The organism is Pseudomonas sp. PS01303, assembly GCF_029959385.1.
In the GTDB taxonomy this organism is placed as follows: Bacteria; Pseudomonadota; Gammaproteobacteria; order Pseudomonadales; family Pseudomonadaceae; genus Aquipseudomonas; species Aquipseudomonas rustica.
Window position 1 is genome coordinate 43,519 of record NZ_JASCPK010000026.1, and the last position, 12,793, is coordinate 56,311.

The following is a 12,793-nucleotide window of genomic DNA, read 5'->3' on the forward strand; positions in this document are numbered from 1 at the left end:
GTCCAAGGCAATCGACATGACCGACATTCAGAATAAGAACTACATCATTGCCCTCGATCAGGGTACGACCAGCTCTCGCGCGATCATTTTTGACCGCGACGCGAACGTGGTCTGCACCGCGCAGCGCGAATTCGCTCAGCATTACCCGCAAGCCGGTTGGGTCGAACACGATCCGATGGAAATCTTCGCCACCCAAAGTGCGGTGATGGTTGAAGCGCTGGCACAGGCCGGTCTGCACCACGACCAAGTCGCGGCTATCGGCATCACCAACCAGCGTGAAACCACCGTGGTCTGGGACAAGACCACCGGTCGCCCGGTGTACAACGCCATCGTCTGGCAGTGCCGCCGCAGCACCGAAATCTGCCAGCAGCTCAAGCGCGATGGCCACGAGCAATACATCAGCGACACCACCGGTCTGGTCACCGACCCGTACTTCTCCGGCACCAAACTGAAGTGGATCCTCGATAACGTCGAAGGCAGCCGCGAGCGTGCGCGCAACGGCGAGCTGCTGTTCGGTACCGTCGATAGCTGGCTGATCTGGAAATTCACTGGCGGCAAGGTGCACGTCACCGACTACACCAACGCCTCGCGCACCATGCTCTTCAACATTCACTCGCTGGAGTGGGACGCGAAGATGCTGGAGATTCTCGACATCCCGCGCGAGATGCTTCCGGAAGTGAAGGCGTCCTCGGAAATTTACGGCCACACCAAGAGCGGGATCGCAATCGGCGGTATCGCCGGCGACCAGCAAGCGGCGCTGTTCGGTCAAATGTGCGTAGAACCAGGTCAGGCGAAAAACACCTACGGCACCGGCTGCTTCCTGCTGATGAACACTGGCGACAAAGCGGTGAAATCGCAGCACGGCATGCTCACCACCATCGCTTGCGGCCCGCGCGGCGAAGTCGCTTACGCCCTGGAAGGCGCGGTATTCAACGGCGGTTCGACCGTGCAATGGCTACGTGATGAGCTGAAAATCATCAACGACGCCCACGACACCGAATACTTCGCCAATAAAGTGAAGGACAGCAACGGCGTGTACCTGGTGCCAGCCTTCACCGGCCTGGGCGCTCCTTACTGGGATCCGTACGCCCGTGGCGCACTGTTCGGCCTGACGCGCGGCGTTCGCGTGGATCACATCATCCGCGCCGCGCTGGAATCGATTGCCTACCAGACCCGCGACGTACTCGACGCCATGCAACAGGATTCCGGCGAACGCCTGAAAGCCCTGCGCGTGGACGGCGGCGCGGTGGCGAACAACTTCCTCATGCAGTTCCAGGCCGACATCCTCGGTACTCAGGTCGAGCGTCCGCAAATGCGCGAAACCACGGCACTCGGTGCGGCGTATCTGGCCGGTCTGGCGTGCGGCTTCTGGGGCAGTCTGGAAGAACTGCGCGGCAAAGCGGTGATCGAGCGCGAGTTCGAGCCGAGCCTGGACGAAGTAGAAAAAGAGAAGCTGTATAAAGGCTGGAAGAAAGCCGTCAGCCGCACCCGTGACTGGGCGCGTGAAGACGCTGAATAAGCCAACCTGAGTACTTGTAAAGGCTTGTAACTGGTAGGGAGGAGATTCCTGCGGCATCATGGGCAAATTTTGCACGGCAGCCCAAAGGAAGCCCCATGAATCTGCCTCCCCGTCAGCAGCAAATCCTCGAGCTGGTTCGCGAACGCGGCTATGTGAGCATCGAGGAAATGGCCACGCTGTTCGTTGTTACTCCGCAAACCATCCGCCGCGACATCAATCAGCTCGCGGAAGCCAATTTGCTCCGTCGCTACCACGGCGGCGCCGCCTATGATTCCAGCGTCGAAAACACTGCCTATGCGATGCGCGCCGATCAAATGCGCGATGAAAAACAACGCATCGGTGAAGCCATCGCCGCACAGATCCCCGATCACGCCTCGCTGTTCATCAACATCGGTACCACCACCGAATCGATTGCCCGCGCTCTGCTCAATCACAACCATTTGAAGATCATCACCAATAACTTGCACGTGGCGTCGATGCTCAGTGCCAAGGATGATTTTGATGTGCTGCTGACTGGCGGAAATGTTCGTCGTGATGGCGGTGTGGTCGGTCAGGCGAGTGTGGATTTCATTAATCAGTTCAAGGTTGATTTCGCGCTGGTCGGGATTAGCGGGATTGATGAAGACGGCAGTTTGTTGGATTTTGATTATCAGGAAGTGCGGGTTTCGCAGGCGATCATTGCCAATGCGCGGCAGGTGATTCTGGCGGCGGATTCGAGCAAGTTTGGGCGCAATGCGATGATTCGTCTTGGCCCGATCAGTCTGATTGATTGTTTGGTGACCGATCAGCAGCCGGTGCCGGCGTTGGCGCAGTTGTTGAGTCAGCACAAGATTCGGTTGGAAGTGGTTTAAAAACCCTCAAGATCAAGAGATCGCAGCCTTCGGCAGCTCCTACATGGGTTCACTTGACCTGTAGGAGCTGCCGAAGGCTGCGATCTTTTGCTTTTAATGTTCGAAAATTTTCCTTTCTCTGCCCTTCGATGAGTTTTTTCAATCGAAGTCGACTGGCTGTGCGCGTGTTTATCGGCTACCATTTTCGTAAATGAACATTCATGTTCGATTTCCAATATAGAAAATCAAAAGAGCCTGAGGCCAGCCGATGTCCACATCTACCTTGCGTACGCCCCCTATCTCCGAGATCTACGACCTCGCCGTTATCGGCGGCGGGATCAATGGGGTGGGGATCGCAGCGGATGCCGCCGGTCGCGGTCTCTCGGTGTTCCTTTGCGAAAAGGACGACCTCGCCAGCCACACTTCGTCGGCCAGCAGCAAGCTGATCCACGGAGGCCTGCGCTACCTCGAACATTACGAATTCCGTCTGGTGCGCGAAGCACTGGCCGAGCGCGAAGTGCTGCTGGCCAAAGCCCCGCACATCGTCAAGCCAATGCGCTTCGTATTGCCGCACCGTCCGCACTTGCGTCCGGCGTGGATGATTCGTGCCGGCCTGTTCCTGTATGACAACCTCGGCAAGCGCGAAAAACTGCCAGGTTCGAAAAGCCTCAAGTTCGGCGCCGACAGCGCACTGAAAAGCGAAATCAAGAAAGGCTTCGAATACTCCGATTGCTGGGTCGACGACGCTCGCCTGGTGGTACTCAACGCCATGGCCGCCCGCGAAAAAGGCGCCCACGTGCACACCCAGACCCGTTGCGTCAGCGCCCGTCGCGCCAAAGGTTTGTGGCACCTGAACCTGGAACGCGCCGACGGCAGCCTTTTTTCGATCACCGCCAAAGCGCTGGTGAACGCCGCCGGCCCGTGGGTCGCCAAGTTCATCCGTGACGATCTGAAGATGGAATCGCCGTACGGCATCCGTCTGATTCAAGGCAGCCATATCATCGTGCCGAAACTGTACGAAGGCGATCACGCGCACATTCTGCAAAACGAAGATCAGCGCATCGTTTTCACCATTCCGTACTTGAACAACCACTTCACCCTGATCGGCACCACCGACCGTGAATACACTGGCGATCCGGCGAAGGTCGCCATCACCGAAGGCGAAACCGATTACCTGCTGAAAGTGGTCAACGCTCACTTCAAGAAACAAGTCAGCCGCGAAGACATCCAGCACAGCTACTCAGGCGTGCGTCCACTGTGCAACGACGAATCCGACAACCCGTCGGCGGTCACTCGCGATTACACCTTGGCGCTGTCCGGCAGCACTGAAGAAGCGCCGCTGCTGTCGGTGTTCGGCGGCAAGCTGACCACCTACCGCAAACTCGCCGAATCGGCGATGGCGCAACTGATGCCGTTCTTCACCCAGATGCGCCCGAGCTGGACGGCCACCGCCACCCTGCCCGGCGGCGAAGACATGACCACGCCGCAAGCCTTGAGCGCGATGATTCGCGACAAGTACGACTTTGTGCCGAGCGAGATCGCCCGTCGTTGGTCGACCACGTACGGCAGCCGTACCTGGCGCATGCTCGAGGGCGTTGAAACCCTCGCCGACATGGGCGAACACATTGGCGGCGGGCTCTACACCCGTGAAGTCGATTACCTGTGCAGCGAAGAGTGGGCGACCACGGCGCACGACATTCTGTGGCGTCGTAGCAAGCTGGGGTTGTTTACCACTCCGGCGGAGCAGGAGAAGCTTGCGGCGTATCTGGGTAAGGTTGAGCAGAACCGTAGCAAGATTGAAGCGGCGTGATTTGAACATTGGTTAAACAAAAAGCCCCTGAATCGTAAGGTTCAGGGGCTTTTTGTTTTGTGGGTTTTATTGAATCTCATTGAGTCAGTTAGATCTTTTCCCCCTCACCCCAGCCCTCTCCCCCAGGGGGTAGAGGGGGAAGGGAGCCGATTTTCGTGGGCTTCAAAATATAAGTTCGACTCGGTATCCCAAGTCGGTGCATCTCGCTCATACAACCCGGTCAGTCCCCTCTCCCTCCGGGAGAGGGCTAGGGTGAGGGGCTCTTGACTGTTCGGTTTTCCGAACGAGACTCCCCGGTCAATTCGGTAAACCGGATCACTCCCCACAAAAAAATCCGCCACAAAACTTTAATATCCTTATAAATCATAACCTTAACCAATCAAGACTGGTCTGGCACGAGTCATGCTCTACACTCTCTCGACGAATGCCTGTTGTGCCAACACTTCAGGAGCCGTCAGGCATTCGAAGCACAAAAGGGCCGACGAACTGGCTCCATAAAAAAAACAATGTCGAGGAAAATTTGATGCGCATCGTTCCCCATATCCTGGGCGCAGCCATTGCTGCCGCTCTGATCAGCACGCCAGTTTTCGCCGCCGAACTCACCGGCACCCTGAAGAAAATCAACGATTCGGGCACCATCACGCTCGCTCACCGCGACAGCTCCATTCCGTTTTCCTACATTGCAGATGCTTCCGGCAAACCAGTGGGCTACTCCCACGACATTCAGGTGGCTATCGTTGAAGCCCTGAAAAAAGACCTGAACAAGCCCGATCTGCAGGTCAAATACAACCTGGTGACCTCGCAAACCCGTATCCCGCTGATCCAGAACGGCACCGCGGATATCGAGTGCGGCTCGACCACCAACAACGCCGAACGCGCTCAGCAAGTCGACTTCACCGTCAACATCTTCGAAATCGGCACGCGTCTGCTGGTCAAGAAAGACAAGGATGGCAAGCCGTCCTACGCTGACTTCGCCGACCTCAAAGGCAAAAACGTCGTGACCACCGCTGGCACCACGTCCGAGCGCATCATCAAAGCGATGAACGCCGACAAACAGATGGGCATGAACATCATCTCCGCCAAAGACCACGGCGAATCCTTCAACATGCTGGAAAGCGGCCGCGCCGTTGCCTTCATGATGGACGACGCTTTGCTGGCCGGCGAAGAAGCCAAGGCCAAGAAGCCGAACGACTGGATCATCACCGGTACTCCACAGTCCTTCGAAGCCTATGCGTGCATGGTTCGTAAAGACGACCCGGCCTTCAAGAAAGCCGTCGATGACGCCATCGTGGGTCTGTACAAGTCTGGCGAGATCAACAAGATCTACAGCAAGTGGTTCGAGAGCCCGATCCCACCAAAAGGCCTGAACCTCAACTTCCCGATGAGCGACAAGGTAAAAGGTCTGATCGCCACCCCGAGCGACAAGCCGGCGCCTGACGTAAAAATCTGATTCCTGACTAACCTTATCTCCTGAGGGAGCCACTCTCCCTCAGGCGTCTGTTACTACCTGCTGGCTGTACTGTGGAACACTCGACCTGGCGGTTTTCGAGCCGATCGCGTGTGCCCGGCGTTCAACGTCGGACGGGAAAGGATTTTCCCCGAGCGGGTGCTTGTACATCGATCGATCTCGAGGGGAGACCCTAATGAATTACAACTGGGACTGGGGCGTGTTCTTCAAGTCCACCGGCGTCGGCAGCGAGACTTATCTCGACTGGTACGTCACCGGTTTGGGCTGGACCATTGCCATTGCCATCGTGGCATGGATCATCGCCTTGCTGCTGGGCTCCATTCTGGGGGTCATGCGCACTGTGCCAAACCGCATCGTATCGGGCATCGCGACCTGCTACGTGGAACTGTTTCGTAATGTGCCGCTGCTGGTTCAGCTGTTCATCTGGTACTTCCTGGTGCCCGACCTGCTGCCGCAAAACCTGCAGGACTGGTACAAACAAGACCTCAACCCGACCACCTCGGCTTACCTGAGCGTTGTCGTGTGCCTGGGCTTGTTCACCGCTGCGCGTGTTTGCGAGCAAGTGCGTACCGGTATTCAGGCGCTGCCACGCGGCCAGGAATCGGCTGCGCGTGCCATGGGTTTCAAGCTGCCGCAGATCTACTGGAACGTGCTGCTGCCCCAGGCCTACCGCATCATCATTCCGCCGCTTACCTCGGAATTCCTCAACGTCTTCAAGAACTCCTCCGTGGCGTCCTTGATCGGTTTGATGGAATTGCTGGCACAAACCAAACAGACCGCCGAATTTTCGGCCAACCTGTTTGAAGCCTTCACCCTGGCCACGCTGATTTACTTCACCCTGAACATGAGCCTGATGCTGCTGATGCGCGTGGTCGAGAAGAAAGTCGCGGTGCCTGGCCTGATCTCCGTGGGGGGCAAATAATGGACTTCGATTTCAGCGGCATCATCCCCGCTATCCCGGGCCTGTGGAACGGCATGGTGATGACCTTGCAGTTGATGGTCATGGGCGTAGTCGGCGGCATCGTGCTCGGCACGATCCTGGCGCTGATGCGCCTGTCGTCGAGCAAACTGTTGTCACGCGTGGCCGGCGCTTATGTGAACTACTTCCGTTCGATCCCGCTGCTGCTGGTGATCACCTGGTTCTACCTGGCGGTGCCGTTCGTGCTGCGCTGGATTACCGGTGAAGACACGCCGATCGGCGCGTTCACCTCCTGCGTCGTCGCCTTCATGATGTTCGAAGCCGCGTACTTCTGCGAAATCGTCCGCGCCGGTGTGCAGTCGATCCCCAAAGGTCAGATGGCCGCTGCACAGGCGATGGGCATGACCTATGGCCAGACCATGCGTCTGATCATCCTGCCTCAGGCGTTCCGCAAGATGACGCCGTTGCTGCTGCAACAGTCGATCATCCTGTTCCAGGACACCTCGCTGGTTTACACCGTGGGTCTGGTGGACTTCCTCAACTCCGCCCGCTCCAGCGGCGACATCATTGGCCGTTCCAACGAGTTCCTGATCTTCGCCGGTGTCGTCTACTTCATCATCAGCTTTTCCGCCTCGCTGCTGGTCAAGCGTCTGCAAAAAAGGTTCGCCGTATGATCTCTATCAAGAACATCAACAAGTGGTATGGGGACTTCCAGGTACTGACGGATTGCAGCACCGAGGTCAAAAAAGGCGAAGTGATCGTGGTCTGCGGCCCGTCCGGTTCGGGTAAATCGACCCTGATCAAATGCGTCAACGCGCTGGAGCCGTTCCAGAAAGGCGACGTTGTGGTTGACGGTACGTCGATTGCCGATCCGAAGACCAACCTGCCGAAACTGCGTTCGCGCGTCGGCATGGTGTTCCAGCATTTCGAACTGTTCCCGCACCTGACCATCACCGAAAACCTGACCATCGCGCAGATCAAAGTGTTGGGCCGCAGCAAGGAAGAGGCGACCAAAAAAGGTCTGCAACTGCTCGAGCGCGTGGGTTTGTCGGCGCACGCGCACAAGCATCCTGGGCAACTGTCCGGTGGTCAGCAACAGCGTGTGGCAATTGCCCGTGCGCTGGCGATGGATCCGATCGTCATGCTGTTCGACGAACCGACCTCGGCGCTCGACCCGGAGATGGTTAACGAAGTGCTCGACGTGATGGTGCAACTGGCCCACGAAGGCATGACCATGATGTGCGTCACCCACGAAATGGGTTTTGCGCGCAAAGTGGCCGATCGCGTGATTTTCATGGATGCGGGCAAGATCATCGAAGACTGCCCGAAAGAGGAATTCTTCGGCGACATCAAGGCCCGCTCCGAACGCGCGCAGCACTTCCTCGAGAAAATCCTGCAGCACTAAAAGCAACACACCCGCACCCTGTCTGTGGGGTGCGGGCTGCCTGACAATGAGATCCCCTGTGGCGAGGGGATTTATCCCCGTCCGGCTGCGCAGCAGTCGTAAAACCTGTGCATGCGGTCTTTCAGTTAAACCGCATTGATGGTTTTGGGGCTGCTTCGCAACCCAACGGGGATAAATCCCCTCGCCACAGAGTCCACCTCCAAACCAGCGGTGATTCACAAACAAGTGTTGTGGTTGACCCAAGGCATCTGTGATGAAATGCGACCCCAATCTATATCGCGCCGCGCCGCCATCACTTGCCGTGAAGCCCCGTCTGATTCGTCATTTGTTCCTGCCGCCGCTGATCATCATTTTGATGGTCGGGTTGGGTTACGCCGGGTTCTGGGTCAGTGAGCATTTTGGCATTCGCAACCTCAGCGAAAACGGCCAGCGCCAGCTCGAACTGAACGCCCGCGCGGTCGAAAGCGAGATCAGCAAATACACCTACCTGCCCAGCCTGCTGGAACTCGAAACGAGTGTGTCGCGGCTGCTGGCCGACCCGACCCCGGAACACCGGCAAACGGTCAATGCTTACCTTGAAGGCCTGAACCGGCGCAGTCGCAGTCGGGCCATCTACGTCATGGACACCACCGGCCGCGTCATGGCCACCAGCAACTGGCGCGATGTCGACAGTTACCTCGGTGAAGACCTGTCCTTCCGTGCCTATTTCCAGAAAGCCGTGCGCGGTGAACCCGGGCGTTTCTACGGCATCGGCAGCACCAACGGCGAACCCGGTTACTACCTCGCCCACGGCCTCGAAGAGCACGGCAAGATCATCGGCGTCGCCGTGGTCAAAGTGCGTCTGGAAGCCATGGAAGAACGCTGGCAGCGTGCGCGTCTCGAGGCGTTTGTCAGCGATGAAAACGGCATCATCATTCTCTCCAGCGATCCGGCACGCCGGCTCAAATCAGTGATTCCGCTGAGCGAGGAAACCAAAGAAAAACTCGCCCGCAGCCTGCAGTACTACTGGTTCCCGCTAATCGAACTACAACCGCTGGCCCGCGAAACATTGGCCGAAGGTGTGGAGAAACTTACCTTCCCGGCCAACAGCGAAGTGCAGTCAGGCGAGGACGACATCAGCTACCTGGCGCAGACCCGGCCGCTAAGCGACACGCCATGGAATTTCACCCTGCTCACGCCGTTGCAGGACTTGCGCCGCGAGGCGATCAACCAAGGCATTCTCGTCGCCGTGGCGTTCGCACTGGTCGCCTTCCTGCTGATCGCCTGGAACGAGCGGCGCAAGGTCATCGCCACCCGCCTCGCCGCCCGCGAAGCCTTGCAGGAAGCCAACAATCAACTGGAGCGTCGGATTACCGAACGCACCACCGACCTGCGCGCCAGCAACGAGCGCTTGAAGAGTCAGATCCGCGAACGCCGTCAAGCCGAGGAGACCTTGCGCCGCGCGCAGGATGAATTGGTGCAGGCCGGCAAACTCGCGGCCATCGGCCAGATGTCGACCAGCATTGCCCACGAATTGAATCAGCCACTGGCCGCGATGCGCACGCTCTCGGGCAACACCGTACGTTTTCTGGAACGCGGTCAGCTCGACGTCGCCAGCACCAACCTCAAGACCATCAATGACCTGATCGACCGCATGGGCCGGATCACCGCAAGCCTGCGTTCGTTCGCCCGTCGGGGTGACAATCAGGGTCAGGCCAGTCTCGGCAAAGCCGTGGACGCCGCGCTGCAATTGCTCGGCGCGCGCGTTGAGCATGCGGCGCTGCAAATCCATCGGCAGTTCATCGATGTACAAGTGCAGATCGACCAGACTCGCCTCGAACAGATTCTGGTCAATCTGGTCGGCAACGCCCTCGATGCGATGCAGGCGCAACCGCAGCCCGAACTGTGGCTGGAGGGCGAAGAATTCAACGGCAAATATCGCCTGCGCGTGCGCGACAACGGTCACGGCATCGACGCCGAGGCGCGCAAGCATCTGTTCGAACCGTTCTTCACTACCAAGCCCGGCGAACAAGGCCTGGGTCTGGGCCTGACGCTTTCCGCCAGCCTCGCCGCTGCCACCGGCGGTCATCTGGGTGTCGAACACCCGGGCGGCGGCGGAACCACTTTCGTCCTCAGTTTACCGTTGGTAAGCCCTACTCCCGCCGAGCCAATATGAACCAAGAACTCAGTGTGCTGATCGTCGAAGACGACCCCCATGTGCTGCTCGGCTGCCAACAAGCGCTGACGCTGGAAGACATTCCCTGCGTCGGCGTCGGCAGTGCCGAAGAAGCACTGGAGCGGGTCGGCGACAATTTTGCCGGCATCGTCATCAGCGATATTCGCCTGCCGGGCATCGATGGCCTCGAACTGCTCACGCGCCTCAAGCAGCGCGACCGTAGCCTGCCAGTGGTGTTGATCACCGGGCATGGCGACATCTCCATGGCCGTCGGCGCGATGCAGAAAGGCGCCTACGATTTCATGGAAAAACCGTTCTCGCCGGAACGTCTGGTCGATGTTGCGCGACGTGCGCTGGAACAACGCAGCCTCGCTCGTGAAGTGTCGTCGCTGCGTCGGCAACTGGCCGAACGTGATTCCCTCGAAGGACGCATCATCGGTCGCTCGCCGGCCATGCAGAACCTGCGCGAACTGATCGCCAACGTCGCCGACACCTCGGCCAATGTGTTGATCGAAGGCGAAACCGGCACCGGTAAAGAACTGGTCGCCCGTTGCCTGCACGATTTCAGTCGGCGCCACAGCAAACAGTTCGTCGCGCTGAACTGCGGTGGTCTGCCGGAAAACCTCTTCGAAAGTGAGATCTTCGGCCACGAGGCCAACGCCTTCACCGGTGCCGGCAAACGGCGCATCGGCAAAATCGAACACGCCGACGGCGGCACGCTGTTCCTCGATGAAGTGGAAAGCATGCCGCTGCCGTTGCAGATCAAACTTCTGCGCGTGCTGCAGGAACGCACCCTCGAACGCCTCGGCTCGAACCAGAGCGTGGCGGTGGATTGCCGGGTGATCGCGGCGACCAAATCCGACCTCGACGAGTCGAGCAAGGCTGGCGAATTTCGCAGCGACTTGTACTACCGCCTTAACGTGGTGACGCTGGAATTACCGCCCCTGCGCGAGCGCCGCGAAGACATTCTGCAACTGTTCGAACACTTCACTCAGCAATCGGCCCTGCGCTTCGACCGCGCGCTGCCGGAGCTGGACAACCAGACCTTGTCGAACCTGATGAGCCACGACTGGCCGGGCAACGTGCGTGAATTACGTAACGTTGCTGAGCGCTTTGCTCTCGGCCTGCCGGCGTTCAAAAAGTCCGGTGCCAACAGCGGCGGACAAGGCCTGGGCTTTGCCGAAGCGGTGGAAGCCTTCGAACGCAACCTGCTCAGCGATGCATTGCAGCGCAGCGGCGGCAACCTGACTCAAGCGAGTCTTGAGTTGGGCATGGCCAAGACCACGCTGTTCGACAAAGTGAAAAAATACGGCCTGAGCCATTAAGCGAGAACGACGTGGATCTGTTTTTCAAAGCGCTGTTGGGCGCAGCGGTGGTGCTGATCATCGCGGCGCTGTCGAAGACCAAAAACTATTACATCGCCGGCCTGGTGCCGCTGTTTCCGACGTTTGCGCTGATTGCGCATTACATCGTTGGCAAGGGGCGCTCGATTGAGGATTTGAAGACGACGATCGTGTTCGGGATGTGGTCGATCATTCCGTACTTCGTCTATCTGGCGACGTTGTATGTGATGGTAGACCGGATGCGGCTGGAGGCTTCGTTGGCGGTGGCGGCGGTGGCTTGGTTGATGGCGGCTACGGTGTTGGTGACGGTTTGGGTGCGCCTGCACAGTTAAGGTCAAAAGCGACCCTCACCCCAGCCCTCTCCCGGAGGGAGAGGGGGCAGACCGCGGTGTCGTTCAAGTTACATCGACCTGAAAAACCGAGTCGATTATGGATTCAGCGAAGCACGCTCAGGTCGGCGTATCACTTCAGCATCCCCCAATCAGTCCCCTCTCCCTCGGGGAGAGGGTTAGGGTGAGGGGCTTTTTGGCTCCTGCCCTATATCAGCTAACCGTCCCACCCTTCGACTCGGCCATGATCTGCCGAATGGCCCCGACAAATGTTTCTACCGGCTGCCCACCCGTCACCGCGTACTGGCCGTTAAACACCACCGTCGGCACCGAACTCACCCCGCGCTGCAACCATACCTGCTCTTCCTCGCGCACCTCATCGGCAAACTCGTCCGACGCCAGAATCGCCTCGGCCCGCTGGCGATCCAGCCCGACACTCTCAGCAATCTGCACCAGTTGGCCGTGATCGGAAGGATTGCCTCCATCGCTGAAATACGCCTTGAACAACGCCTCCTTCAACGGCAACTGCAAACCCTCAAGCTCCGCCCAATGCAGCAAACGGTGCGCATCGAAGGTGTTGTAAATGCGGCTGTTGGAATCGGTGCGAAAAGCAAACCCCAGTTCTGCACCACGAGCGCGGATCGCGTCGCGATTCTTCTGCGATTGCTCCGGCGTCGAGCCGTACTTTTCTTGAATGTGCTCGGCGATGTTCTGCCCGTCGGCGCCCATTTTCGGGTTCAGCTCGAACGGCTGGAAGCGGATCTCGGCCTGCACTTCGTTGCGCAGGATTTCCAGCGCTTCCAGCAAGCCATACAAACCAACGACGCACCACGGGCAGGACACGTCGCTGACAAAATCGATTTTCAGAGCGGAATTCATCAAACACCTCGCAGGGGAAATCGTGCGGGAAAGTTTGCACGATACACCTGCTCCGGATTTTTTGGTGTCCCTGTTGGCCCCTTCGCGAGCAGGCTCGCTCCCACATTTGGAACGCACTCCCCTGTGGGAGCGAGCC

General features: G+C 58.6%; 11 protein-coding genes. 10 read left to right on the forward strand and 1 reads right to left on the reverse strand.

What is annotated here, in order from left to right:
• Positions 1–16 precede the first annotated feature (16 nt).
• From glpK to QMX93_RS10780, 10 genes are all read left to right on the forward strand, one after another.
• A complete protein-coding gene (gene glpK / locus QMX93_RS10735) occupies positions 17–1,519 on the forward strand; it encodes a glycerol kinase GlpK (RefSeq protein ID WP_212546291.1) in 1,503 nt (500 codons plus the stop codon).
• 95 nt (positions 1,520–1,614) lie between these two features.
• Complete coding sequence (locus QMX93_RS10740; RefSeq protein WP_007916700.1) at positions 1,615–2,370, forward strand: DeoR/GlpR family transcriptional regulator; 756 nt, start codon at positions 1,615–1,617, stop codon at positions 2,368–2,370.
• A 247-nt stretch (positions 2,371–2,617) separates the two neighbouring features.
• Entirely contained in the window at positions 2,618–4,159 is a 1,542-nt protein-coding gene (gene glpD, locus QMX93_RS10745) for a glycerol-3-phosphate dehydrogenase (protein WP_282355549.1), read from the forward strand.
• 523 nt (positions 4,160–4,682) lie between these two features.
• Positions 4,683–5,609: a glutamate/aspartate ABC transporter substrate-binding protein gene (locus QMX93_RS10750; RefSeq protein WP_159815120.1), complete on the forward strand. Its 927-nt coding sequence runs from the start codon at positions 4,683–4,685 to the stop codon at positions 5,607–5,609.
• 193 nt (positions 5,610–5,802) lie between these two features.
• Complete coding sequence (locus tag QMX93_RS10755) at positions 5,803–6,549, forward strand: amino acid ABC transporter permease (protein WP_053123437.1); 747 nt, start codon at positions 5,803–5,805, stop codon at positions 6,547–6,549.
• Positions 6,549–7,220, forward strand: a complete 672-nt coding sequence (locus tag QMX93_RS10760) for an ABC transporter permease subunit (RefSeq protein WP_003227756.1) — start codon at positions 6,549–6,551, stop codon at positions 7,218–7,220. The genes QMX93_RS10755 and QMX93_RS10760 overlap by 1 nt, the downstream gene beginning before the upstream one ends.
• A complete protein-coding gene (locus QMX93_RS10765) occupies positions 7,217–7,951 on the forward strand; it encodes an amino acid ABC transporter ATP-binding protein (RefSeq protein ID WP_053123439.1) in 735 nt (244 codons plus the stop codon). Before QMX93_RS10760 ends, QMX93_RS10765 begins: the two co-directional genes overlap by 4 nt.
• A 253-nt stretch (positions 7,952–8,204) precedes the next feature.
• A complete protein-coding gene (locus QMX93_RS10770) occupies positions 8,205–10,106 on the forward strand; it encodes an ATP-binding protein (RefSeq protein WP_282355555.1) in 1,902 nt (633 codons plus the stop codon).
• Positions 10,103–11,431, forward strand: coding sequence for a sigma-54 dependent transcriptional regulator (locus QMX93_RS10775; RefSeq protein WP_053123444.1), 1,329 nt, complete (start codon positions 10,103–10,105; stop codon positions 11,429–11,431). Before QMX93_RS10770 ends, QMX93_RS10775 begins: the two co-directional genes overlap by 4 nt.
• Positions 11,432–11,442: 11 nt before the next feature.
• Positions 11,443–11,781: a GlpM family protein gene (locus QMX93_RS10780; RefSeq protein ID WP_008079444.1), complete on the forward strand. Its 339-nt coding sequence runs from the start codon at positions 11,443–11,445 to the stop codon at positions 11,779–11,781.
• A 210-nt stretch (positions 11,782–11,991) separates the two neighbouring features.
• On the opposite strand, the gene QMX93_RS10785 is transcribed toward QMX93_RS10780, so the two are convergent.
• On the reverse strand, positions 11,992–12,657 hold the full coding sequence (locus QMX93_RS10785; RefSeq protein WP_282355560.1) for a DsbA family oxidoreductase: 666 nt from the start codon (positions 12,655–12,657) through the stop codon (positions 11,992–11,994).
• Positions 12,658–12,793 lie beyond the last annotated feature (136 nt).